The following is a 23484-nucleotide window of genomic DNA, read 5'->3' as shown; positions in this document are numbered from 1 at the left end:
TCTGAGTAAACCAAAAGTTTAGAATCCGACTCATGGAAAACTTCAGCAGCATCGAATGCTTTGTCCGCAGCGCCGAGGTAGGCAGCTTTGCCGAAGCGGCACGACGTCTAAGCCTGACGCCAGCGGCCGTTGGTAAGAGTGTCGCCAGGCTGGAAGCGCGGCTGGGTGTGCGCTTGTTCCAGCGTAGTACCCGCAGCCTGACACTGACAGAGGCCGGGCAGCGTTTTCTGACGGAAGTCGCTGCCAGCTTCACCACGATTCAAAATGCCGTTGCTAATCTGGCCAGTGCGGAAGGGCAGCCGACGGGCACGCTGAAAGTCAGCATGGGGACGATCTTCGGACGGCTTTACATCGTGCCACTGCTGGCCGAGTTTCTACGTCGTTACCCGGCCATTACACCGGATTGGCATTTTGATAACCGACAGGTGGACTTGATTGGGCAGGGATTTGACGCAGCCATTGGTGGTGGGTTTGATCTGCCTCAAGGGGTCGTGGCGCGCAAGTTAGCGCCTGCGCACCGGGTGCTGGTGGCGTCGCCGGGCTATCTGGCCGGGCAGCCGGCTATTGATCAGCCGGAGGATCTGCAGAACCATCCGGGAATTCTGATCCGTTCGCCGCAGACCGGACGAATCCGCTCCTGGCCGCTGACCAGTCGCGATCACCAGTACAGCCCGCTGGACCTGAAGCCGCGCATGACCATGAGTGATTCGGAGGCCGCGTGTTCTGCTGCCGAGCAGGGATTGGGCATCGCGCTGGTCAGTATGCCGTTTGCTGTGCCGTATTTACGCAGCGGGCAACTGCTGCGTGTGTTGCCCGATTGGTACGTTGACGACGGTAATATTTCGCTCTATTACACGGAGCACAAATTGTTGCCTGGCAAGACTCGGGCGTTCGTGGATTTTGTCCTTGAACAGTTTGCCCAGCAGGGTCTGTCTGCAGCCTTCAGCGCCCTCTAAAAGCCTTTGATAGAGTCAGTTCAGATGAAGATTCACGCCAACGCCGCACTACTGATCATTGATATGCAACAGGGCATTCAACATCCCAAACTGGGCCGCCGCAATAATCCTCAGGCTGAAGGGCAAATGCTCGCGCTACTCCAGGCCTGGCGCGACACCCAAAGACCCGTGATCCATATCCGGCATTTTTCCCGCGAGCCTGAGTCGGTGTTTTGGCCGGAGCAGGCCGGCGTGGAATATCAGTCGGACTTTCTGCCCTTGGAAGGTGAGCGTGAGTTGTGCAAGCAGGTGCCCGATGCCTTCTGCAATTCCCCCCTCGCGCAGTGGTTAAAAAGCGATTCCATCACCCAGGTCATCACCGTGGGTGTTGCCACCAACAACTCAGTCGAAGCCACTGCCCGCACGGGTGGCAATCTGGGGTTTGACGTGATCGTGCCCCATGACGGATGTTTTACCTTCGACAAGCCGGATTTTTTCGGCACACCGCGCAGTGCTGAAGACGTGCACGCCATGTCGTTGGGTAATCTGCATGGGGAATACGCCACGGTAGTGGGCAGCGAAGAGATACTGCAGCGTCTGTGATCACCGATTCTGCAAGAACACCACATAACCCTTGAACCATGGGTTGTCTTGCAGATAGTCAGGCGCTTGCCATTCGCCGCCCTGAATCAGTCCAATTTTAAACGGCAAACCCAGCCGACTGATTCGTGGCAGGTAAGCACTGTAGTCCGGAATGCTGTGGCGGCCCTGATAGGTTTGCACCACAACTTCATCGACCACGCCTTTGAGTTTTCCGATAACGGAAGCGTCTGCATTGCTACTCCAATCCAGCAGGCCGGTAATGCTCAGGCGATAGTCGGCGGGCAGGCGTTGGCGAAGGTCGCGCAGAAACGTCACGTATTCGTCGAGGTAGCGGGTGCGGGCATCAAAGTCGATCTGGATGCCCACCACCAGGTTACCTGCCTGACGCCAGCGTTTGATCTGGCCAAACAGCTGGTTATAGACCGTCTCAGGCCAGCGTAGAGTATGAGCGCGATAGACGATCCAGACTTCGCGCTGAGGCAGCTTCGCCACTTGCATGCCCTGCGCCACGAAGTTGACTCGACGGTGTTGTTCACTGCGCGAGCTACTGATCTGCCCTTGCAAGAGGTACAGGGTTTTTGCCTTGGTCAGCACCGGCTGTGCAGCGACACCTCCCCACAGCCAAAAGGCATCATGATCCTCGGCATTGACCGCTGCCTTGGCCGAGCCCAGCTGTAATAAGCACAGCAGCATTAGCCAGCCGCGCATCCAGGATTACCAGTAATACTGCAAAGACTTACCCCAGGGTGTATCGGCAAAGCCACTTTTGAGCTGTTTGAACCACGCCTTGCGTACCGAGGGCTCTACTGCCTTGCCGCCGCAGCCATTGTTGCCCGACGGGGCGTAGCAGTTGATGGCGCGATACAGTGCGTAGGCTTTGTCTTCGTGACCTGCTTTCGGATTGACGATCACCGCCTGATAGGCCGTATGCCGGGCGAATACCCTCTTTACGTAACCAGGAGGTGTACCACCAAGTACATCGGGGTTGCGCTTTTCGTCCAGCGGCATGCCGTCCAGGTTATTGCCCCGGATGAATTCGCCCATGCAGTTTAAACCTGGGGGGTTGATTGCATCGTTGGCCAATACGGCTGCGATGTCGGCGATGCCAGGGCAGGCGTAGCCGGAGTCAGCCTCGCTGCCCTTCCAGCGAAACAGACTCAAGGACGGGCCTTGGTTGTGTACATAGCCAAGGCTGTAGCCGAGTTTCTCTGGCGACGGTGCATCCGGCAGTCGCTTGAGGTCCTCCCCAAACCTGGCGAACTGGCTGCGCATCAAGTCTTTGTAAAGCAGTACGAATAACGCGGTATTGCGCTCCGTTTCGCTTATCCCTTGTGTCGTCTGCTGGATCAACAGGTCTGCATCGGCGGTCTTGCTGAGCAGGATATAGCGCAACTTTTCAGCTTTGATGGGTGAGTCTGCGGCAAATACTTTAGCCAGCTGTTCGTCTCGCTCGTAACTCATGGCCAGTGCCAGTTGCAGTTGCTCGTTTTGCAACGGCAATTTGGCCAATGGTAATAGCTGAAGCCATAAATTCTGTGCCCCCTTCCAGTCCTGATTGGCTTCCAGAGCCAACCCACGCAGCATCTGCTGGCTGAACGCCAGGTAGTTGAGTTCGGAGGGCATGGTATTGGGTAGCAGTTGCAGGGCGCTGGCCGGATTGTTCTCGACGTACAGGGCGAACGCGGCCTGCAAATAAGTGAAGAGCTCTGGATGTTCAGCGAATGTGCCCTTTTGCGCCATCAAACCGGCTTTGGTCAGCTTGTTGCTGGAGTCTTCACGCATCCACATCAGGTCATTGACGGCGGAGATCATGGGCGACTTGATCGCGGTCGTGTTCGGTGTGACGAGCTTGAGATCCGCCTCGCGCACCAGCGCTTCGTAAGCCGGGTTGTCTTCGCCTGGGCCAAATAGCAGCGCTTCATAATCAGCAGCAAGCTTGTCTTTGTCCTGAGTCAGCCAGTGCACCCGGCGCAGCAAGCCCGTGGCGGTGCTGGAATAGACGCCGTAGGGGTAGTTGTCGACGTAGTTCTTGAAGGCACTTTCAGCTCGTCTGGCCGCAGCCAGATCAACGCGATCCGGCCTCAGTTCGCCGTATTCAAAGGCTTTCTCCTGAGCCAGGTTCAGCTCGGTTCGGCCAATCATGTACAGCGCCGTATCTTTCAACCATTCGTTTGGATTATCAGCCAGCAAGGTGAAGCCCTTGCTCGCATCGACGAAACGTCCGCTGTAGAAGTCGGCGGCCGCTTGCAGATAAGTGGTGAAGGCCTTGCCTGTGCTCGAGGTGATTTCGCCAGGCAACAGACTGGTCAGTTGCTCGGGCTCCCACCCGCAGGCCGGGAGCATCTGCATCCGGCTGTTCGCCAGCGCAGCGCGTTCAGCAGGGGAGAGTTCCGGCGTCTTGATCAATTCGCGAATGAAATCCGTGGCGGTGGTTTCATTGTTGCTGCGGCAGCGGCTGCCTTCGCCGTCGATCAACATATCGCCAGCCACTTCTGCGGGTTCGCGTTTGATGCCCAGCGTGGCAAGCATCTCATTCAGCCCGAGTGTATGACCGTCTTTCGCAACCTCTTCATCGATCTCGCCTTGCACCGGCAGCAGGCGGTAATGAGCAAAAGGTACTTCTCCGTAACCTTCAGCAAGGTCATCCTTGTTCAGTGCTGCGGGGCTCAATTGCAACTTGCCGGCATTGGCCAGGAGCAGCCGCAGATTAACCGAGCTGTCATTGCCGGGGCTGAGGAAAGGCAAGTTACTGCAAGGGTCCAGCTGTTCGCTGAGTATCGACCAGGTCGGATAGCAGGAGTCATCACTGCTGGCTTGGGCGAGGGAGGAAGCCGATGCACACACGGCGATGGCCAGAGAAGTCAGCAGGCGGCTTTGCATGGAACGTCCTTGAGAGGGCTAGGGCGAGGGATGTGAGCGCTGGCTCTTGCATTCCTTTCGGGTTTGAAATGCACTTCGTAGTAGCTGCCGAAGGCTGCGAAAGCACTTATTCTGACACAAAGCCATCGCGGTACTCGTGCGCTCCTACCGGTCTACCATTTGGCACGAGGCAACACCCACCCCCTGCAGATCATCATGGCGAAGGGAGGCCCTACACCATACGTTTGAGCGTGTTGTCCTTGCGCACGAAGTGATGCCAGATCGCGGCAACGACATGCAGGCCAATGACGTAGTAAAAAATGGAGCCCAACAGTTTGTGCAGGTCTTCCAGTGATTCGGCGAAGCGCTCGGAGACGGGGAAGGGTGACGGGATCAAAATATCCGTCAAAGGAATTGGCAGCGAGCCTTTTTCTATCAGCACTGTAAACAGCCCCAGTAGTGGCTGTGCAAACAGGAACGCATAAAGCAGATAGTGGGAAGCGGTTGCGGCGAGTCGCAGAAAATCCTCGAGTGGTGGTGTTATATCCGGTGGCGTATGACGGCGCCGTTCAGCAACGCGGAAGAATGCCAGGGTCAGCACGAGAATGCCTACCCAGAAATGGCTTTGTACCGCGAAAGCTCGCAACTCAGAACCACGCGCAAATTGTGTGCGGCTCAGGATAAGGGCGTACGCCAGCACGATCAGGATGGCCATTACCCAGTGAAGCCAACGGGCTCTATAGCTATAGCGTACTGCTGAAGGTGTATTCACGGTGTTTTCCCTTGATTGTTTTTTGGCATTTTAGGCACAGATGCAGATTGCCGCAGGCCGATTTCTGGCTTGCCGTGTTTCGACCGCTCAATGCTCTAGCTTGCTCGGCGATGGCGGGTCGATGAGTGCTTGCAGTGCAGTCACTTTCTTGACCGAGGATCGCTTATATCGTTGCAGCAATACCCATGCCGGAACCGCTTTTTTTCGTCAGGACATGCTAGCCATGCGCCAACGCTGAGAGCGTTCAGGTCCGGTTGGTGGCGCATCTTTCTGGGGCCAGGCCTGCAATGCGCAGCACCGACTCACCTGTTGGGTCGATAACCTGGACGACACGGGTGAGTTTACTGAGCTGAAAAAACGGTATGGAACCTGTGCCAGTGCCAGGCTTCATATGACGTGAACATTCATGCCTGAAAGCGGGCGTGGACCTCGGCCAGGATCGCGTCTGGAGGTCCGCAGCTCACGGGCGCCGCGTATTGCACTGGGCCTCTCATCATGAGCGATATCCGCATTGGCATCTCCGGCTGGCGCTACGTCCCGTGGCGGGGCGACTTTTATCCGGAAGGGCTGACACAGAAAAACGAGCTCAAGTTTGCGTCTCGTGCGGTCAACAGTATCGAGATCAATGGCTCTTTTTACGCTCTGCAATCGCCGGACTTATATGCGCGCTGGTATGCCGATACGCCTGATGATTTTGTGTTCAGTGTCAAAGCCCCACGTTTCATTACCCATGTGCGGCGCCTGAATGAGGTTGAGAAACCCGTCGCCAACTTTTTTGCGTCGGGTATTTTTCAGCTCAAACAGAAACTGGGACCGATCCTCTGGCAGTTTCCGCCGAGCTTCAAATTCGATGCTGAGCAATTCGAACACTTCCTCACGCTGTTGCCTCATGACATGAAGCAGGCCAGGCGTTGCGCTGCGCAGTGCGACGAAAAAATGCACAAGCCCGGCTATCTGGACCTTCCCCAAACCGGTCGTCTACGCCATGCGGTGGAAATCCGTCACGCAAGTTTCAAGGTGCCTGAGTTCATTACCTTGTTACGCAAGTACAAAGTGGCGTTGGTGATGGCGGACACCGCAGGCAAGTGGCCGTACATCGAAGACCTGACCAGTGATTTTGTCTACTTGAGGCTGCACGGCGATAAAAAACTTTATGCCAGTGGCTATACCGACAAGGCCATCCAGTATTGGGGCGATCGTATTGATGCCTGGCGCAAAGGCTCACAGCCATCCGACGCCCAGGTGTTGATTACTGGAAAAGGGCTTAAACGCAAATCCCGGGACATTTATTGCTACTTCGATAACGACCTTAAAGTCCGTGCGCCGTATGACGCCCGTCAATTGCTGGAGCGCTTCGATCTCGCCAAAGGGCTGGACGTTGCGCCGGGCGACCTGCAAGGAGTTGAGTTTTGACCAGTGCCACAACGCCGGTTGGCGTGCGAACGGCTACATCTGCCAGCGTTTCCCTGAACGTGCTGACCATGAACATGCACATGGGATTCGGTTTTCTGAATCGCCGATTTATTTTGCCCGAGTTGCGAGACGCGGTGCGCTCAGTGTCTGCCGATGTGGTGTTTTTGCAGGAGGTTCACGGCGAACATCAAAATCACGCCCAGCGCGTGAAGGATTGGCCAACCACCTCGCAGTACGAATTCCTGGCGGACAGCATGTGGGGTGATTTCGCCTATGGCCGCAACGCGGTCTATCCCCACGGCCACCATGGCAACGCGCTGCTGTCCAAGTACCCGATCAGCTACCACGAGAACCTCGACATCTCGATCCATGGCACAGAAGAGCGCGGCTTGTTGCACTGCGTGCTGGATGTTCCCCATCACGGTCACGTGCATGCCATCTGCGTGCACCTTGGGCTGCGGGAAAATCATCGCCAGCAGCAACTGAAGCTGCTCGCTGAATTGCTGGCCCGGTTACCGGAGGGCGAGGCGGTGATCGTAGCCGGGGATTTCAACGACTGGCGTCAGCGCGCCGATGCGGCGCTGGATGGCACCGGGCTGCACGAAGTTTTCGTTCAGCACTTCGGCGTCTCCGCTAAAAGTTTTCCCGCGCGCTGGCCGTTGCTTCGGCTTGACCGCATTTACGTACGCAATGCCACGAGCAATCGACCCAAAGTCTTGTCCAATCGTCCGTGGTCACACCTTTCAGATCATGCGCCGCTGGCAGTGGAGTTAACCTTATGAGTGATCAGGCGAATAACCACGGGCACTGGCAAGAGGGCAATTCGGTTGAGTTGCTGATCAACGGCGAAGACTATTTCACCCGCGTCTTCGAATGCATTCGCGCGGCGCGCAAAGAAGTGCTGCTGGAAACCTTCATCATTTTCGAAGACCGGATCGGGGAGGCGCTCCAGCAAGCGCTCATTGAGGCTGCTAGCAACGGCGCTTACGTCGTGGTGACCGTGGACGATTACGGGACTTCGGATCTCAGCAAGTCATTTGTCGGCCGGATGCTGGCTGCGGGTGTTCATATTCAGCTGTTTGATCCGCGTCCGCGCCTGATGGGCATGCGCACCAACCTGTTCCGGCGTCTGCACCGAAAAGTCGTGGTTATCGACGGTGAGCTGGCCTTCATTGGCGGCATTAACTACAGCGTTGATCACATGAGTGATACCGGTCTGACTGCCAAGCAGGATTATGCAGTCCTGGTTCGTGGCCCTATCGTCGGCGATATTCACAAGTCCGCCATGCGCCTGTTGAGTGAAGGTGTGCGAGCCAAAGTCCCGGCGCTGCGCGTAGCGACCCAGCACGCGGGCAGTGCGCGAATGCTGTTGTGTGAGCGCGACAACGAGGAGCACACAACTGATATTGAAGAGCAGTATTTGCTGGCGATTCGTAATGCAACCCAGCGGATCACCATCGCTAACGCCTACTTCTTCCCCAGCTACCGCTTCCTGCGTGAGTTGCGAAATGCTGCGCGCCGTGGCGTCAAGGTCACCCTGATTCTGCAAGGCCAGCCGGACATGCCGTTCGTGCGTGTCTGCTCGCGGCTGACATACACCTACTTATTGCGTGACGGGGTGAAAATCCACGAATACACCCAGCGTGCGCTGCACGGCAAAGTGGCTCTGATTGACCGTGAGTGGTCCACCGTCGGCTCCAGTAACCTGGACCCGCTGAGCCTTGCGCTGAATCTTGAAGTGAACCTGTTCATCCGCGATCAACAGCTCAATCAGCATCTGCACGAGCATTTGACCGGACTCGCTGCGGCCCACAGTAAAGAAATGAACCTGAGAGGCGCGGCACGCGGTCAATGGTGGCGTGCGCCGATGATCTTCCTGAGTTTTCACTTCCTGCGTCACTTCCCGGCGATCGCTGGCTTGTTTCCGGCCCATGGCATGAGGCTCAAACCGTTGCGGGCTGCGGATGTAATTCCTGAAGCGAGCGTTGTTGAAAATGAGAAAAGCAGCGTCACAGAGCAATTGAAGTCCAGCCTGCAATCGGATCAGGAGAAGTCGCTATGAGTCAGGCTTATGAGGCGTCTTCGGATCAGCCAAAAGAAAAAGAGAAACAAAGCAACAAATGGAAGTGGGCCAAGCGTGCCTTTAACCTGTTCTTCTTTATCGCGGTGCCGGTGTTGTTGTTCCTGCTGGTCAAGAACCTCGATTGGCAGGAAGTGAAGCAGGCGTTGCAGTCCTACAAGCTCAGCACCCTGGCATTAGGTGTCGTGATTGCGCTGTGCAGCTACCTCACGTACTGCTGTTTCGATGTGTTGGCACGGTTTTATACCGGGCACAAGCTGGCGATCAAACAGATCGTACCGGTGGCGTTTGTCTGTTATGCGTTCAACCTGAACCTCAGTTCGTGGGTCGGCGGGATTGCGTTGCGTTATCGCCTGTATTCCCGGCTTGGACTGGATGTGCCGACTATTACTCGTGTGTTGAGTCTGAGCCTGATCACCAATTGGTTGGGTTACATGATTCTGGCAGGTGGCGTTTTTGCCATGGGCTTTCTGGAGCTGCCCAAGGAATGGGCGGTAGGTACGGGAACGCTGCGGTTGATCGGCTTTGCTTTGTTGGCGGTGTCGGGTGCTTATTTACTGGCTTGCCGGTTTTCAAAGCGTCGCTCGTGGACCATTCGCAAGCAGGAGATCACCCTGCCATCGATGAAGCAGGCGCTGCTGCAGGCCAGTCTCGGCGCGCTGAACTGGTCGCTGATGGCGTTGGTGATTTATACCCTGCTGCCGGACAAGGCGTTCTATCCAGCCATCCTTGGGGTGTTGTTGATCAGCAGCATCGCTGGTGTGATCACGCATATCCCGGCGGGGCTTGGGGTGCTGGAAACGGTCTTCATGACCTTGTTGCAGGATGAGTTCTCGAAAGGCACCTTGCTAGCGGCGCTGATTGGCTATCGGGCGATTTACTTTCTGCTGCCGCTGGTTATTGCGGTTGTGGTTTATCTGGTGCTGGAGAAGCGTAGCAAGAAGATGGGGGAGAGGAATCAGGCTGAAGGTGGGGCCTGATCATTTGTTTTGCGTACATATCCGTTGTTGGGATAACGGCTGAAACTGGTTGCGCTTTTACAGCGCCTCACTTTTGAAAGGAGCCCAAAAGTAAGCAAAAGGCTCTTGCCCCACCACTCGGCACCTCGCTGGTGCTCGGTGTACCCGCCCGCAGATCCTGAACCGTGGGCCGCCGCAATGGGCCATCCATGGCCCGGTGCGGCTAACCCGGCATCCTTGCCGGGTTGCCCACGGTTCAGAATCTGCGTTCGGCCAGCGTGGTTAACGGGGCGCCTCAGATCAAAATCAAAGGCGCGGCGGCCTGAAAGCCGACCTGATTGTGTGAGCTTACCGATATTCTGTAGGAGCTGCCGAAGGCTGCGATGCAGTGTGTCAGACGATATTGTGCTGGCTGTGCTGACGTCTCGCGAACAAGTTCGCTCCTACCGGTCCGAGGCGATCCTGCTGTTTTTCGCTCTGCTTTTGATCTGCTCTGCTCTGCTTTTGATTTTGACTTTAGGCGCCCCGTTAAACCACGCCGGCCGGAATTCGACATTGCTGTGTGGGGCAAACCGGCAGGGATGCCGGTTTAGCCGCCTCAGGCCATGGATGGCCGGTGGCGGCGGCGCCACGCAGCAATGTCGGATTACGGGCATGCCGAGCGACAGCGAGGCACCAAGTGGTGGGGCAAGAGCCTTTTGCTTACTTTTGGGCCCCAAAAGTGAGGCGCCGTAAGGGCGCAACCAATATTAGCCATCACCGCGATAACGGATATACCGCCACAAAAAAAGCCCGCAACTCTCACAAGCTGCGGGCTTTTTCACAGGCGTACTCGAAGATTACTCTTCGATATTGCCCATAGCGGTAGTGTTGAAACCACCATCCACATACATGATTTCGCCACTGATGCCGGACGCCAGGTCCGAACACAGGAACGCGCCAGCGTTGCCGACTTCATCAATGGTCACGTTACGACGCAGCGGAGTTTGCGCTTCGTTCGCAGCCAGCATCTTACGGAAGTTCTTGATACCCGAAGCCGCCAACGTACGAATCGGACCAGCCGATACCGCGTTGACGCGAGTGCCGTCCGGGCCCAGGCTGCCTGCCAGATAACGTACACCGGCTTCCAGACTGGCCTTGGCCATGCCCATCACGTTGTAGTTCGGCATGGTGCGCTCGGCGCCCAGATACGACAGAGTCAGCAGGCTGCCATTGCGGCCTTTCATCATCTCGCGACCGGCTTTGGCCAGTGCCACGAAGCTGTAGGCGCTGATGTCGTGAGCGATACGGAAACCGTCACGGGTGGTGGCTTCAGTGAAGTCGCCATCCAGCTGGTCGCCTGGAGCGAAGCCAACGGAGTGAACGATCACATCCAGGCCGTCCCACTTCTTGCTCAGGTCTTCGAAGACCTTGGCGATTTCTTCGTCACTGGCTACGTCACAAGGGAAGCACAGCTCAGGGCCCGAGCCCCAGCCAGCGGCGAATTCTTCGACGCGACCTTTGAGTTTGTCGTTCTGGTAGGTGAAGGCAAGCTCTGCACCCTCGCGATGCATGGCGGCAGCGATGCCGGATGCGATGGACAGTTTGCTAGCGACACCGACGATCAGGACGCGCTTACCGGCGAGAAAACCCATGTGTTGTTCCTCTTCAGGTTAATCGACAGCTACTGGTGCCAAAAAGGCGGCTTCCAGCAACTGCTGTGTATAAGAATGTTGCGGTGCGGCAAAGATTTCTTGCGCATCACCCTGTTCGACCACTTGACCCTGCTTGACCACCATCAATTGGTGGCTGAGGGCTTTGACGACAGCCAGGTCATGGCTGATAAACAAATACGTCAGGTTGTACTTGGTTTGCAGCGAGCGCAGTAGCTCGACTACCTGACGCTGCACTGTCCGGTCGAGCGCCGAAGTGGGCTCGTCCAGCAGAATCAGCGCCGGTTTCAGTACCAGTGCCCGGGCAATGGCGATTCTCTGCCGTTGCCCACCGGAGAACTCGTGAGGGTAGCGGTGCCGGGTTTCCGGATCCAGTCCTACCTCTCTCAGCGCTTCGATAATCGCCGTTTCCTGCTCGGCCGCCGTGCCCATGCGGTGGATTCGCAGGCCTTCGCCGACGATTTCACCGACTGACATACGCGGGCTCAGGCTGCCAAACGGGTCCTGAAAAACCACCTGCATCTGTCGACGCAACGGACGAATCTGTTGCTGCGACAGGCAGTCTAGCGTCTCGCCCTGAAAACGTATGACACCCTGGCTACCGATCAGGCGAAGAATCGCCAGGCCCAACGTCGATTTGCCCGAGCCGCTTTCACCCACAATCCCCAGCGTCTGCCCTTTGGGCAGACTGAAGTGGATGCCGTCCACAGCCTTGACGTGATCAACGGTCCTTTTGAACAGACCTTTCTTGATCGGAAACCAGACCCGCAGATCCTCAACTTCCAGCAGCGGTGCGCCAGCCGGGTTGGCTGCCGGGCCGCCACTGGGCTCTGCGCTGAGCAGGATTTTGGTATACGGATGCTGGGGCGAACGAAACAATTCGTCACAGGACGCTTGTTCGACGATGCAACCGCGCTGCATGACACATACGCGGTTGGCTATTTGCTTTACAACGTTCAAATCATGGCTGATCAGCAGCAAAGCCATGCCCAGACGCGACTGTAATTCCTTGAGCAATTCGAGGATTTTCAGCTGTACCGTCACATCCAGCGCAGTGGTGGGCTCGTCGGCAATCAGCAGCTCCGGCTCATTGGCCAGCGCCATGGCGATCATCACCCGTTGCCGTTGGCCGCCCGATAACTCATGAGGCAGGGCTTTCAGGCGTTTCACGGGGTCCGGAATGCCTACCAGCTCCAGCAGCTCAAGGGTGCGGCGGGTCGCTTCCTTGCCGGTCAGGCCTTTGTGCAGACCGAGAACTTCGTTGATCTGCTTCTCGATCGACTGCAATGGATTGAGCGAAGTCATCGGTTCCTGGAAGATCATCGCGATTCGATTGCCGCGAATCTTGCGCAGCTTTCTCTCGTCCAGGGTCAACAGGTCCTGACCGGCGTAGCGAATGGTGCCGCTCGGGTGGCGAGCCAGCGGGTAGGGCAGCAGGCGCAGAATCGAGTGCGCGGTGACTGATTTGCCGGAGCCACTCTCACCCACCAGCGCCAGGGTTTCGCCCCGGCGAATGTCAAAATTGATGCCTTCGACCACGCGCTGACAGCCTTCGCCGGACACGAACTCGACGGCCAGATCGCGGATCTCGATCAGATTGTCATTGTTCATTTCATTTCCTTGGGTCGAAAGCATCGCGGGCGGATTCGCCGATGAACACCAGCAGGCTCAACATCAGGGCCAGTACCGCGAACGCGCTGATGCCCAGCCATGGGGCTTGCAGGTTGGATTTACCTTGGGCAACCAGTTCGCCCAGTGACGGCGACCCGGCCGGAAGGCCAAAGCCAAGGAAGTCCAGCGCGGTCAGGGTACCGATGGCGCCGGTGAGGATAAACGGCATGAAGGTCATGGTCGAGACCATGGCGTTGGGCAGGATATGGCGGAACATGATCGCGCCGTTTTCCATGCCCAGTGCACGGGCTGCGCGTACGTACTCCAGATTGCGCCCACGCAGGAACTCGGCCCGCACCACATCCACAAGGCTCATCCAGGAAAACAGCAGCATGATGCCCAGCAACCACCAGAAGTTGGGCTGCACGAAGCTAGCCAGGATGATCAGCAGATACAGCACCGGTAACCCGGACCAGACTTCCAGAAAGCGTTGCCCGACCAGATCCACCCAGCCGCCGTAAAACCCCTGCAAAGCACCGGCGATGACGCCGATGATCGAGCTGAGTATCGTCAAGGTCAGGGCGAACAGCACCGAAATCCGGAAGCCGTAGATCACCCGGGCAAGCACGTCCCGACCCTGATCGTCCGTACCGAGCAGGTTTTCCGCGGAGGGCGGGGCAGGGGCCGGGACTTTCAGGTCGTAATTGATGCTCTGGTAGCTGAACGGGATCGGTGCCCACAACGTCCAGCCGCCTTTGGCCTCAAGCAGTTCCTTGATGTAGGGGCTTTTGTAATTGGCTTCCAGGGGGAATTCGCCACCAAAGGTGGTTTCCGGATAGCGTTCCAGCACCGGGAAGTACCACGCGCCGTCGTATCGAATGGCCAGTGGTTTGTCATTGGCGATCAGTTCCGCGCCCAGGCTCAGAACGAAGAGGATCAGGAACAGCCACAGCGACCACCAGCCGCGCTTGTTGGCCTTGAAACGCTCGAAGCGTCGGCGATTCAGAGGAGACAACTTCATATCAATGTTTCCTGCTTTCGAAGTCGATGCGCGGGTCCACCAGGGTGTAGGTGATGTCCCCGATCAGTTTCACCACCAGCCCCAGCAGGGTGAAGATAAACAACGTACCGAACACCACGGGATAGTCGCGGTTGATGGCGGCTTCGAAACTCATCAGGCCCAGGCCGTCGAGGGAGAAAATCACTTCCACCAGCAGTGAACCGGTAAAGAAAATACCGATGAACGCCGACGGGAAACCGGCAATCACCAGCAGCATTGCGTTGCGGAACACGTGGCCGTAGAGAACGCGATTGTTGCTCAGACCCTTGGCCTTCGCGGTCGTCACGTACTGCTTGCCGATCTCGTCGAGAAAACTGTTTTTGGTCAACAGGGTCATGGTCGCGAAGTTGCCGATCACCAGTGCGGTAACTGGCAGCACCAGGTGCCAGAAATAATCGAGAATCTTGCCGCCCGCGCTCAGCTCGTCGAAATTGTTCGAGGTCAGGCCGCGCAACGGGAACCAGTCGAAGTAACTGCCTCCGGCAAACAGCACGATCAGCAGGATGGCGAACAGGAAGGCCGGGATCGCGTACCCGACGATGATTGCCGAGCTGGTCCAGACGTCGAAGTGGCTGCCATGTCGGGTGGCTTTGGCGATCCCCAGCGGGATCGACACCAGGTACATGATCAGCGTGCTCCATAACCCGAGGGAAATGGACACCGGCATCTTTTCGATGATCAGGTCGACGACCTTGGCGTCACGGAAGAAGCTGTCGCCGAAATCCAGATGGGCGTAGTTCTTGATCATGATCCACAGACGTTCCGGCGCTGACTTGTCAAAGCCGTACATCTTTTCGATTTCTTTCACCAGGGCCGGGTCTAGGCCTTGGGCCCCGCGGTAGTTGGAACCGGCCACCGAGACTTCTGAGCCGCCGCCAGCGATTCGGGTGGTGGCGCCCTCGAAGCCTTCGAGCTTGGCGATCATTTGCTCTACCGGCCCGCCAGGGGCTGCCTGAATGATCACAAAGTTGATCAACAGGATGCCGAACAGCGTCGGGATGATCAGCAGCAGGCGCCGCAGGATATAAGCCAGCATGTCAGCGCTCCTCCTTCTCGGCGTCTGCATCGGGTGCCGGCTGCTGCGGCGGTGCAGGTTTCACATCCGGTTTTACCCACCAGTTGGACAGGCCGATATCCGACAGGGCTTTCGCCTGCGGATGCGCCAGGTGATCCCAGTAAACGATCCGCCAGCTTTTGATATGCCAGTTGGGCACCATGTAGAAGCCCCACAGCAGCACGCGGTCCAGGGCACGGGTATGGGCGATCAGGCTTTCCCGGGAGTCTGCGTTGATCAGGCCGTCCACCAGGGTATCGACTGCCGGATCTTTGAGGCCCATGAAATTGCGGCTGCCGGTGCGGTCGGCGCTGACCGAATGAAAGAACTCACGTTGCTCGTTACCCGGCGATGAAGATTGCGGAAAACTGCTGACAATCATGTCGAAGTCCCGCGAGCGCAAGCGGTTCATGTACTCGGCCACATCCACGCGGCGGATGGTCAGTTCAATACCAAGGTCCTTGAGGTTGCGCTTGTAAGGCAGCATGACCCGCTCAAAGGCAGTCTGCGCCATCAGGAACTCCAGCTTGACCGGGTTGCCTTGCGCATCGGTCATATGGTCGTCCTTGATGCGCCAGCCGGCTTCTTGCAGCAACTGATAAGCACGGCGCATTTGCGGCCGAATCATGCCGCTGCCGTCGGTGGTTGGCAGCACGAACTCATCCGTGAACACTTGATCAGGAATCTTGCCGCGCAAAGGTTCGAGCAGTTTCAGCTCCTCACCAGAGGGGAGGCCGCTGGAGGCCATTTCGGAGTTGTCGAAGTAGCTTTTGGTGCGAGTATAGGAGCCGTTGAACAACTGTCTGTTGGTCCATTCGAAATCGAACAGCAGGGTCAGCGCCTCACGCACTTTCGGGTCCTGGAACACCGGGCGGCGTAAATTCATTGCGAAGCCCTGCATACCCTGCGGGTTGCCGTTGGGCAGCTCTTCCTTGATCAACCGACCTTCGCGCACGGCCGGGATGTCGTAGGCCGCGGCCCAGTTCTTCGCGGTATTTTCCAGGCGATAGTCGTATTGACCGGCTTTCAGTGCCTGCAACGCCACGTCGCTGTCGCGATAGTAGTCGTAGTTCATCACGTCAAAGTTGTACTGGCCACGGTTGACCGGCAGGTCTTTGGCCCAATAATCCTTCACCCGTTCGTAGCGCACCGAGCGCCCGGCTTTAACCTCGGCGACTTTGTAAGGGCCGCTGCCCAGCGGGAGTTCAAGGTTGCCTTTGTTGAACTCGCGAGTGGCCCAGAAGTGCTTGGGCAGTACCGGTAACTGGCCAAGGATCAACGGCAACTCGCGACTGTGGCTATCCTTGAATTTGAACAGCACCCGCAGCGGGTCCTCGACGACCACCTTCTCGACGCCTGCGTAATAGGCGCGGTACATCGGGGCGCCGTCCTTGATGAGGGTGTTGAAGGTGAACTCCACGTCTTCGGCACGGATGGGGTGGCCGTCATGGAAGCGTGCCTCGGGGCGCAGGTAGAAGCGCACCCAGGTGTTGTCCGGCGCTTTTTCGATCTTGCCCGCGATCAGGCCGTATTCGGTAAGCGGCTCGTCCAGGCTGGAACGGGCCAGTGTGTCGTAGATCAGGCCAAGGTCTTCAGCGGGCGCGCCCTTGTTGATAAACGGGTTGAGGCTGTCGAAGCTGCCAAAGCCTGCCTGGCGAATGGTGCCGCCCTTGGGCGCATCTGGATTCACATAGTCAAAGTGCTTGAAGTTGGCCGGGTACTTCGGCGCTTCGTCATACAGCGTCAGGGCGTGCTGGGGCGCAGCCTGGGCGGTGCAGGCAATGCCGACCAGCAACAGGCCGCCAGCCTGCTTGAGCAGGGAACGCAACGGGTTCATTGGGTCTTCTCCAGAGGCTTTATCCACCACGCACGCAAACCCAGGGTATAGGGCGGGGTGGTGACCATGGCGAACCGGTTGCGGTACGCCAGGCGATGATTGTTCAAGTACCAGTTGGGGATCATGTAGTGCTGAGACAGCAGGACTCGATCCAGCGCGCGCGCGGCTGCCACTTGCGAGTCCCGTGTCTGCGCGGCGAGTAGTTGATTGAGCAGTCCGTCGACCACCGGACTGGCCACGCCCGCGTAATTCTTGCTGCCCTTGATGGCGGCCTGGCTCGAGTGGAAATACTGCCACTGCTCCAGGCCGGGGCTAAGGGTTTGCGTCAAGGTCATGCTGATCATGTCGAAATCGAACTGGTCCAGCCGCTGCTTGTATTGGGCACGGTCGACCGTACGTAAGCGGGCGTCAACGCCGATCCGGCGCAAGTCTTCAATAAACGGCTGCTGGATACGCTCAAGGCTTGGGTTGACCAGCAGGATCTCAAAGCGCATTTGCTGGTCCTTGGCGTTCACCAGTCCGTGGTCCGAGAGCTTCCAGCCTGCTTCGCCAAACAGCTTCAGCGCTTTACGCAGGGTTTCACGGGGGATGCCGCCGCCGTCGGTTTTCGACACGGTGAACGGCTGGGTGAACAGGCTTGGCGGCAATTGCTCGCGATAAGCTGATAGCAGCAACCATTCGGCACCGGTAGGCAGACCCGTCGCGGAAAACTCGCTGTTGGGGTAGTAACTCGTGGTGCGCGAATAGGCATCGCTGAACAGGGTGCGATTGGTCCATTCAAAGTTGAACATCAGTCCCAGTGCTTCACGCACCCGGGCGTCGGCGAACATTGCGCGCCGGGTGTTCATGAACAGGCCCTGAGTCTGGGTCGGAATCTTGTGCTCTATCTGTGCCTTGATCACCTGGCCATTGGCTACAGCCGGGAAGTTGTAGCCTGTGGACCAGTTCTTGGCCTGATGCTCGATGTAGATGTCGAACTCGCCTGCTTTAAATGCCTCGAAGGCGACGTCGCTGTCGCGGTAGAACTCGACTTCAACCCGATCAAAGTTGTACTTGCCGCGATTGACCGGCAGATCCTTGCCCCAGTAGTCCTTCACCCTTTCGAAGACCAGTTGGCGACCGGGTTGCACCTTTGTAATCCGATAAGGCCCACTGCCCAGTGGCGGCTCGAATGTCGTGGCCTTGAAGTCACGGTCTTTCCAATAGTGTTGCGGCAGCACCGGCAATTCGCCCAAACGCAGGATCAACAGGGGGTTGCCGGTGCGTTTGAAGACGAAGCGAATACGGTGGCGATTGAGAATGTCGACCCGCTGCACTTCCTGCAGGGCAGTGCGGTACTGGGGATGGCCGTCTTTGAGCAGGGTGCGATAGGAGAACGCAACGTCATAGGCCGTGATTGGCTTGCCGTCATGGAAGCGGGCTTGCGGGCGGATGTTGAAGACTACCCAGCTGCGATCCTCACTGAACTCGACACTTTGCGCGATCAGGCCATAGCTTGACGTCGGTTCGTCGCCGGAAGGATCGTATTGCCCGGTGCCCACCATCAATGGCTCGTTGAGCTCATTGATGCCGTATTGCAGGAAGTTGGCCGTTGAAATCGGGCTGCTGCCCTTGAAAGTGTAAGGGTTGAGCGTGTCGAATGAACCGAAAGCCATCATTCGCAAGGTGCCACCCTTCGGCGCCTCGGGATTTACCCAGTCGAAATGCGTAAAGCTGGCTGGATACTTGAGGACACCGAACTGCGCGTAGCCATGACTCTCGCTGATGGCCGCGTAGACGGGAAAGCTCAAGGCCAGGCTGATGATGAGCAGGAAGGGACGTATCACGATCCAGACGGCTTGGGCTTTTGGGTCGTCAACAGTAACAGCTTGTATCGACAGGAAAAAGGGTTGCAGTTGAGCGAGACGTTTGCGGGGGAGATGACTTGTGGGAGCGAGGCTTGCCCGCGATAAGGCTGGACGCGATATCCCTGACATCTGCGGCGACTTTATCCGCCCCCACAGGTTTCGAGTGAAGCTTGATACAGCATTGCTTACCCGCCCGGAGGGTGGTCCGAGGCGGGCTAGAGGATGCATCAATGCGGCAGATAAACAGTCAGCGTCTGGCCTGGCTTGAGTGCCGAACCGCTGCGCGGGTTCCAGCGTTTGAGATGTTGCATCTCTACGTTGAAGCGCTTGGCAACCAGGTACATCGAGTCGCCTTTCTGGATCTTGTACTGCATGGACTTCTTGTCAGCCGGTACTGCACTGGCGGTCGCCGTGCTCTTGGCTTTCACACTGTTGTCCTGCAAAACCAGCGTCTGACCGACCTTCAGGTTCTGTCCGGAAAGCTTGTTCCAGCGCTGCAGATCCTTGACGTCGACCTTGTTCGCCTTGGCGATGATTGACAGGTTTTCACCGCTCTTGACCGTGTAATTCTTGCTGCGAGCTGGTTTTTCGTTACGCGCCAGCTCTTCGAACACAGGTTTTGAAGGCGTCATGCCCGGCTGGGTCGGAATACTCAACGATTGCCCCAGACGCAAATTGTTGCCGGACAGCCCGTTGGTGCGCTTCAGCGAATCGACTGAAACCTGATAGCGGCTGGCGAGGCTGGCCAGTGTGTCGCCCTTGCGGACCCGGTACTGCTGCCAGTCCACCAACTCCTGAGGTTTCATGTTCGACAGGCTGGCGGTCAGCAATTGCGTCTTGGCCGTTGGCACCAGCAGATGTTTGGGGCCGTCGATGGTCATGCGTTTCTTGAAAGCGGGATTGAGCTGGATCAGCTCGTCTTCGTCGATGTTGGCCATCGCGGCGACCTTGGACAGGTCGACGCGCTGGTTCAGTTCCACAACGTCGAAATACGGTTCGTTGGCGATAGGATTCAGGTTTACGCCGTAGGCTTCGGGTGCAAGCACCACCTGGGACAGCGCCAGCAGCTTGGGCACGTAGTCCTTGGTTTCCTGCGGGAGGGGCAAATTCCAGTAGTCGGTTGGCAGGCCAAGCTTGTCGTTACGCTCAATCGCGCGGCTGACCGTGCCTTCACCCGCGTTATAAGCCGCCAGAGCCAGAAGCCAGTCGCCGTTGAACATGTCGTGCAGGCGCGTCAGGTAATCCAGTGCAGCAACGGTGGATGCCTGAATGTCACGGCGGCCGTCGTAGAAACTGGTTTGACGCAGATTGAAATAACGCCCGGTAGACGGGATGAACTGCCACAGACCTACTGCCTGGCTGCGAGAAACTGCCATGGGGTTGTAGGCGCTTTCGATGACCGGAAGCAGCGCCAGTTCCAGTGGCATATTGCGCTCTTCGAGGCGTTCAACGATGTAATGCATGTACAGGCTGCCGCGTTCGCCTGCGTTCTCGAGGAACGACGGGTTGTTGGCGAACCAGAGGCGTTGTTGGTCAATGCGAGGGTTAAGACCGTTGCCTTGTTGCAACTGGAAACCCTGACGCATGCGCTCCCAGACATCTTGCGGGGGCGCGAGTGGGGCAGGTTTATGAGAGAGAAAGATCGGCTTTTGCTTGATGCCCGCAGCCAGATTGGGCGTGCGGTGGCTACTGCTGGGTTCGACGTGGCTAGTGGTCTGGCAGCCGGCAAGCGTGGCGCTCACGGCTACGGCAATAGCCTGAGCTAACCGGGTCAATGCGTCTGAATTAATGGTTCTGCGTATAGATGACGACATTGGCTGGGAGATAGTTCCAGGCGAAAATGTCGGGCGATTCTAGAAACCCACCTGCCAATGGTCAACCTTTCAACGATTTTGTGCTCAAGAACGCGCTTTTTAGAACGTGTCCTTCCAAGCCCTCAAGGCAGCAAAAATCTCGCTTGGCGACTGATTATCGGTCCCGGTCCGTTCGTCTGCTTTTTGTTTAACAGATGTTTCACTGGTACGAATGAATGGGTTTGTGAGACGTTCCAGTGCCAGATTTGATGGCAGGCTTATGCGATTTTCACTTCGCCATTGCGTCACTTGCGTCAGACGCTCTGCAATATGGGTGTTGTGCGGTTCGACCGCTTGTGCGAAACGCAGATTGCTCAGTGTGTATTCGTGGGTGCAGTACACCAGCGCGTCGTCCGGCAGGTCGTTGAGACGGCCCAGCGACTGGTGCATTTGTACCGGTGTGCCCTCGAACAGGCGTCCACAGCCCGCCGCAAACAATGTGTCACCACAGAACAGCAACGGCTTCTCTGGCCTGGCGTGGTAAAACGCGATGTGGCCAAGAGTGTGACCAGGAACGAGGATGACTTCGAAATCCAGTCCAAGCACGTTGATCCGATCCTTATCGACAAGGCTGATGTCTCGCGCAGGAATTTTTTCTGTCGCTGGACCGGATACCTGGGCGCTGGTGAGCTGTTTAAGCTGCGCGACGCCGCCGACATGGTCGTGATGATGGTGAGTGATCAGGATGTCGCTCAGGGTCCAGTCCGGATGTTGCTCCAGCCATTCGATGACCGGCGCAGCGTCGCCCGGATCCACTACCGCACAGCGTTTGCTGGAAGGATCTTGTAACAACCAGATGTAGTTGTCGGTAAAAGCCGGCAGGGCATCAATCTGTATCATGGCGCAGTTCGCTTAGCTGGAAACAATAAGGCATCTTAGAGTCTGATGACGCTCGATGCGAGGATCACACATGACAGATGAAGCATTCGCGCAGGCTGATCCTGAGTGGCTGGCGCTGATCAGTTCGGCACGCGACTGGCTGTCAGGCCCGTTGGGCCAGCTTTTATTGCAGGAAGAGCGACGCATTCTGGAAGAAGAACTCGGGCGCTTTTTTGGTGGCTATCTGGTGCATTACGGCCCTTCGGCCGAAACCCCGCCTGCGGCACACCAGGTTCAGCGCAATGTGCGCCTGGGCGCACCTCTGCCGGGCGTTGAGATTGTCTGTGAAGAGCAGGCCTGGCCGCTCAGTGAGCATGCTGCCGATGTTGTGGTCATGCAGCACGGTCTGGATTTCTGCCTGTCGCCTCACGGATTGTTACGCGAGGCGGCCAGCAGCGTGCGGCCCGGCGGGCATCTGTTGATCGTGGGTATCAACCCCTGGAGCGCCTGGGGGTTGCGCCATGTTTTTGCCAAGGATGCGTTGCACAAAGCGCGCTGCATTTCCCCGTCAAGGGTCGCCGACTGGCTGAATTTGCTGGGCTTCGCACTGGAGAAGCGCCGCTTCGGGTGCTATCGTCCGCCGCTTGCTTCCGCGAGCTGGCAAGCCCGTCTTTCCGGTCTTGAGCGTCTTGGCGATGGCTGGCAAAGCCCCGGCGGTGGCTTCTATTTATTAGTTGCACGCAAGCTGGTGGTAGGATTGCGACCTTTGCGGGAATTACGCCGCGAGCCGATGGGCAAGCTGATCCCGCTGCCCATGGCCAAGGTCAATCGCGACACGTGCGAGCCTGAATAGCAAAGCCAACCCATTCTGGATGTTTGTAATGAGCGATACCGTTGAACTGTTCACTGATGGCGCCTGCAAGGGCAACCCCGGGCCTGGCGGCTGGGGCGCGTTGCTGGTCTGCAAGGGCGTTGAAAAGGAACTGTGGGGCGGCGAAGCCAATACCACCAATAACCGCATGGAGCTGCTGGGCGCGATTCGAGGCCTGGAAGAGCTCAAGCGTCCCTGCGAAGTTCTGCTGGTGACCGACTCGCAGTACGTGATGAAAGGCATCACCGAGTGGATGGTCAACTGGAAGAAGCGCGGCTGGAAGACGGCTGCCAAGGAGCCGGTCAAGAATGCCGATCTCTGGAAACTGCTGGATGAACAAGTCAATCGCCACACCGTGACCTGGAAATGGGTGCGCGGCCACATTGGTCACGCCGGCAACGAGCGGGCCGACCAGTTGGCTAACCGTGGTGTGGATGAAGTAAGAGGCATCAAACATGCGTAGCGTTGTACTCGACACCGAAACGACCGGTATGCCGGTCACCGATGGTCACCGGGTAATCGAGATTGGTTGCGTCGAACTGATGGGCCGTCGCCTGACCGGGCGGCATTTCCATGTTTATCTGCAACCAGACCGGGAAAGTGATGAAGGCGCTATCGGCGTCCACGGTATCACCAACGAATTTCTGGTCGGCAAGCCGCGCTTCGCCGAAGTCGCGGATGAGTTCTTCGAATTCATCAAAGGCGCGCAACTGATCATTCATAACGCGGCGTTCGACGTTGGCTTCATCAACAACGAATTTGCCTTGATCGGTCAGCAGGACAGGGCTGATATCACTCAGCACTGCACCGTGCTCGACACCTTGATGATGGCTCGCGAGCGTCACCCGGGTCAGCGCAACAGCCTCGATGCGTTGTGCAAACGTTATGGCGTCGACAACTCGGGCCGTGAATTGCACGGCGCTTTGCTCGACTCCGAGATTCTTGCTGACGTTTATCTGACCATGACTGGCGGCCAGACCAGCCTGTCCTTGGCTGGTAACGCCAGTGACGGCAACGGGTCGGGTGAAGGTTCAGGTAATACGGCGACCGAAATTCGTCGTTTGCCAGCTGACCGTCAGCCATGCCGTGTCATCCGTGCAAGTGAAAAAGACCTCGCTGAGCATGACGTGCGTATGGCGGCCATCGCCAAGGCTGCTGGTGCCCCGGCGTTGTGGGTGCAGTTGCAGGAAGCCGCAGCCGCTGCCCGACAGGCGTAACACACCGCTCGACCGATTCATTGGCAACTGAATGGACTCACG

20 protein-coding genes are annotated in these 23484 nt (G+C 57.5%); 9 read left to right on the top strand and 11 right to left on the bottom strand.

Going from position 1 to position 23484, the window contains the following annotated elements:
• Window positions 1-32 precede the first annotated feature (32 nt).
• Both K3169_RS20670 and K3169_RS20665 read left to right on the top strand, forming a co-directional pair.
• Window positions 33-956, top strand: a complete 924-nt coding sequence (locus tag K3169_RS20670) for a LysR family transcriptional regulator (RefSeq protein WP_122395611.1) — start codon at window positions 33-35, stop codon at window positions 954-956.
• A gap of 24 nt (window positions 957-980) precedes the next feature.
• Window positions 981-1538, top strand: a complete 558-nt coding sequence (locus K3169_RS20665) for a cysteine hydrolase family protein (protein ID WP_231677263.1) — start codon at window positions 981-983, stop codon at window positions 1536-1538.
• Here the strand turns inward: K3169_RS20665 and K3169_RS20660 are convergent, their stop codons facing one another.
• The 3 genes from K3169_RS20660 to K3169_RS20650 all read right to left on the bottom strand — a co-directional run bounded on the left by K3169_RS20660 (window position 1539) and on the right by K3169_RS20650 (window position 5169).
• Window positions 1539-2246 (bottom strand): DUF3142 domain-containing protein, encoded by a 708-nt coding sequence (locus tag K3169_RS20660; protein ID WP_231677262.1) that lies wholly within the window; start codon window positions 2244-2246, stop codon window positions 1539-1541.
• A gap of 6 nt (window positions 2247-2252) precedes the next feature.
• The gene (locus K3169_RS20655) at window positions 2253-4418 is read right to left on the bottom strand and encodes an outer membrane assembly lipoprotein YfiO (RefSeq protein ID WP_263267778.1); all 2166 of its coding nucleotides are present in this window, start codon (window positions 4416-4418) and stop codon (window positions 2253-2255) included.
• Between the two features lie 211 nt (window positions 4419-4629).
• Window positions 4630-5169 (bottom strand): cytochrome b, encoded by a 540-nt coding sequence (locus tag K3169_RS20650; protein WP_263267776.1) that lies wholly within the window; start codon window positions 5167-5169, stop codon window positions 4630-4632.
• A 495-nt stretch (window positions 5170-5664) separates the two neighbouring features.
• Between K3169_RS20650 and K3169_RS20645 the strand changes: the two genes are divergently transcribed.
• The 4 genes from K3169_RS20645 to K3169_RS20630 are packed head-to-tail and all read left to right on the top strand — an operon-like array spanning window position 5665 to window position 9642.
• Complete coding sequence (locus K3169_RS20645) at window positions 5665-6582, top strand: DUF72 domain-containing protein (protein ID WP_099267275.1); 918 nt, start codon at window positions 5665-5667, stop codon at window positions 6580-6582.
• A complete protein-coding gene (locus tag K3169_RS20640) occupies window positions 6579-7364 on the top strand; it encodes an endonuclease/exonuclease/phosphatase family protein (protein WP_027898860.1) in 786 nt (261 codons plus the stop codon). The genes K3169_RS20645 and K3169_RS20640 overlap by 4 nt, the downstream gene beginning before the upstream one ends.
• Window positions 7361-8644 carry a cardiolipin synthase ClsB gene (clsB, locus tag K3169_RS20635; protein WP_263267773.1) on the top strand — a complete coding sequence of 428 codons (1284 nt, stop codon included), beginning with the start codon at window positions 7361-7363 and terminating at the stop codon, window positions 8642-8644. The genes K3169_RS20640 and clsB overlap by 4 nt, the downstream gene beginning before the upstream one ends.
• Window positions 8641-9642, top strand: coding sequence for a lysylphosphatidylglycerol synthase domain-containing protein (locus tag K3169_RS20630; RefSeq protein ID WP_122706055.1), 1002 nt, complete (start codon window positions 8641-8643; stop codon window positions 9640-9642). The genes clsB and K3169_RS20630 overlap by 4 nt, the downstream gene beginning before the upstream one ends.
• 818 nt (window positions 9643-10460) lie before the next feature.
• Here the strand turns inward: K3169_RS20630 and fabI are convergent.
• From fabI to gloB, 8 genes are all read right to left on the bottom strand, one after another.
• A complete protein-coding gene (gene fabI, locus K3169_RS20625; protein WP_027902846.1) occupies window positions 10461-11255 on the bottom strand; it encodes an enoyl-ACP reductase FabI in 795 nt (264 codons plus the stop codon).
• An 18-nt stretch (window positions 11256-11273) separates the two neighbouring features.
• A complete protein-coding gene (locus tag K3169_RS20620; protein WP_263267770.1) occupies window positions 11274-12884 on the bottom strand; it encodes an ABC transporter ATP-binding protein in 1611 nt (536 codons plus the stop codon).
• 1 nt (window position 12885) lies between these two features.
• Window positions 12886-13905 (bottom strand): ABC transporter permease, encoded by a 1020-nt coding sequence (locus K3169_RS20615; protein WP_027902844.1) that lies wholly within the window; start codon window positions 13903-13905, stop codon window positions 12886-12888.
• 1 nt (window position 13906) lies between these two features.
• On the bottom strand, window positions 13907-14980 hold the full coding sequence (locus K3169_RS20610) for a microcin C ABC transporter permease YejB (protein ID WP_027902843.1): 1074 nt from the start codon (window positions 14978-14980) through the stop codon (window positions 13907-13909).
• Window position 14981: 1 nt separating this feature from the next.
• Entirely contained in the window at window positions 14982-16835 is a 1854-nt protein-coding gene (locus tag K3169_RS20605) for an extracellular solute-binding protein (RefSeq protein ID WP_263267768.1), read from the bottom strand.
• On the bottom strand, window positions 16832-18661 hold the full coding sequence (locus K3169_RS20600; RefSeq protein WP_231678030.1) for an extracellular solute-binding protein: 1830 nt from the start codon (window positions 18659-18661) through the stop codon (window positions 16832-16834). The genes K3169_RS20605 and K3169_RS20600 overlap by 4 nt, the downstream gene beginning before the upstream one ends.
• Before the next feature lie 248 nt (window positions 18662-18909).
• The gene (locus tag K3169_RS20595; RefSeq protein ID WP_231678031.1) at window positions 18910-20496 is read right to left on the bottom strand and encodes a lytic transglycosylase domain-containing protein; all 1587 of its coding nucleotides are present in this window, start codon (window positions 20494-20496) and stop codon (window positions 18910-18912) included.
• A gap of 99 nt (window positions 20497-20595) precedes the next feature.
• The gene (gloB, locus tag K3169_RS20590) at window positions 20596-21375 is read right to left on the bottom strand and encodes a hydroxyacylglutathione hydrolase (RefSeq protein ID WP_263267766.1); all 780 of its coding nucleotides are present in this window, start codon (window positions 21373-21375) and stop codon (window positions 20596-20598) included.
• 70 nt (window positions 21376-21445) lie between these two features.
• Between gloB and K3169_RS20585 the strand changes: the two genes are divergently transcribed.
• Genes K3169_RS20585 through dnaQ form a run of 3 tightly spaced genes read left to right on the top strand, consistent with a single transcriptional unit; the run spans window position 21446 to window position 23442 of the window.
• Entirely contained in the window at window positions 21446-22207 is a 762-nt protein-coding gene (locus K3169_RS20585) for a class I SAM-dependent methyltransferase (protein ID WP_027902838.1), read from the top strand.
• A gap of 28 nt (window positions 22208-22235) precedes the next feature.
• Complete coding sequence (gene rnhA / locus K3169_RS20580) at window positions 22236-22688, top strand: ribonuclease HI (protein ID WP_027902837.1); 453 nt, start codon at window positions 22236-22238, stop codon at window positions 22686-22688.
• Window positions 22681-23442 carry a DNA polymerase III subunit epsilon gene (gene dnaQ, locus K3169_RS20575; RefSeq protein ID WP_255879895.1) on the top strand — a complete coding sequence of 254 codons (762 nt, stop codon included), beginning with the start codon at window positions 22681-22683 and terminating at the stop codon, window positions 23440-23442. The genes rnhA and dnaQ overlap by 8 nt, the downstream gene beginning before the upstream one ends.
• Window positions 23443-23484: the final 42 nt, after the last annotated feature.

Origin of the sequence: Pseudomonas phytophila (assembly GCF_025643095.1) — a bacterium.
GTDB lineage: Bacteria > Pseudomonadota > Gammaproteobacteria > Pseudomonadales > Pseudomonadaceae > Aquipseudomonas > Aquipseudomonas quasicaspiana.
This window is presented reverse-complemented; position numbering and strand designations above follow the sequence as displayed.

Bases quoted from the DNA above. Each gene is read 5' to 3' on its own strand.
- K3169_RS20670 (WP_122395611.1), top strand. From the start codon at position 33: ATGGAAAACTTCAGCAGCATCGAATGCTTTGTCCGCAGCGCCGAGGTA.
- K3169_RS20665 (WP_231677263.1), top strand. From the start codon at position 981: ATGAAGATTCACGCCAACGCCGCACTACTGATCATTGATATGCAACAG.
- K3169_RS20660 (WP_231677262.1), bottom strand. From the start codon at position 2,246: ATGCGCGGCTGGCTAATGCTGCTGTGCTTATTACAGCTGGGCTCGGCC.
- K3169_RS20655 (WP_263267778.1), bottom strand. From the start codon at position 4,418: ATGCAAAGCCGCCTGCTGACTTCTCTGGCCATCGCCGTGTGTGCATCG.
- K3169_RS20645 (WP_099267275.1), top strand. From the start codon at position 5,665: ATGAGCGATATCCGCATTGGCATCTCCGGCTGGCGCTACGTCCCGTGG.
- clsB (WP_263267773.1), top strand. From the start codon at position 7,361: ATGAGTGATCAGGCGAATAACCACGGGCACTGGCAAGAGGGCAATTCG.
- K3169_RS20630 (WP_122706055.1), top strand. From the start codon at position 8,641: ATGAGTCAGGCTTATGAGGCGTCTTCGGATCAGCCAAAAGAAAAAGAG.
- fabI (WP_027902846.1), bottom strand. From the start codon at position 11,255: ATGGGTTTTCTCGCCGGTAAGCGCGTCCTGATCGTCGGTGTCGCTAGC.
- K3169_RS20620 (WP_263267770.1), bottom strand. From the start codon at position 12,884: ATGAACAATGACAATCTGATCGAGATCCGCGATCTGGCCGTCGAGTTC.
- K3169_RS20615 (WP_027902844.1), bottom strand. From the start codon at position 13,905: ATGAAGTTGTCTCCTCTGAATCGCCGACGCTTCGAGCGTTTCAAGGCC.
- K3169_RS20610 (WP_027902843.1), bottom strand. From the start codon at position 14,980: ATGCTGGCTTATATCCTGCGGCGCCTGCTGCTGATCATCCCGACGCTG.
- K3169_RS20605 (WP_263267768.1), bottom strand. From the start codon at position 16,835: ATGAACCCGTTGCGTTCCCTGCTCAAGCAGGCTGGCGGCCTGTTGCTG.
- K3169_RS20595 (WP_231678031.1), bottom strand. From the start codon at position 20,496: ATGTCGTCATCTATACGCAGAACCATTAATTCAGACGCATTGACCCGG.
- gloB (WP_263267766.1), bottom strand. From the start codon at position 21,375: ATGATACAGATTGATGCCCTGCCGGCTTTTACCGACAACTACATCTGG.
- K3169_RS20585 (WP_027902838.1), top strand. From the start codon at position 21,446: ATGACAGATGAAGCATTCGCGCAGGCTGATCCTGAGTGGCTGGCGCTG.
- rnhA (WP_027902837.1), top strand. From the start codon at position 22,236: ATGAGCGATACCGTTGAACTGTTCACTGATGGCGCCTGCAAGGGCAAC.
- dnaQ (WP_255879895.1), top strand. From the start codon at position 22,681: ATGCGTAGCGTTGTACTCGACACCGAAACGACCGGTATGCCGGTCACC.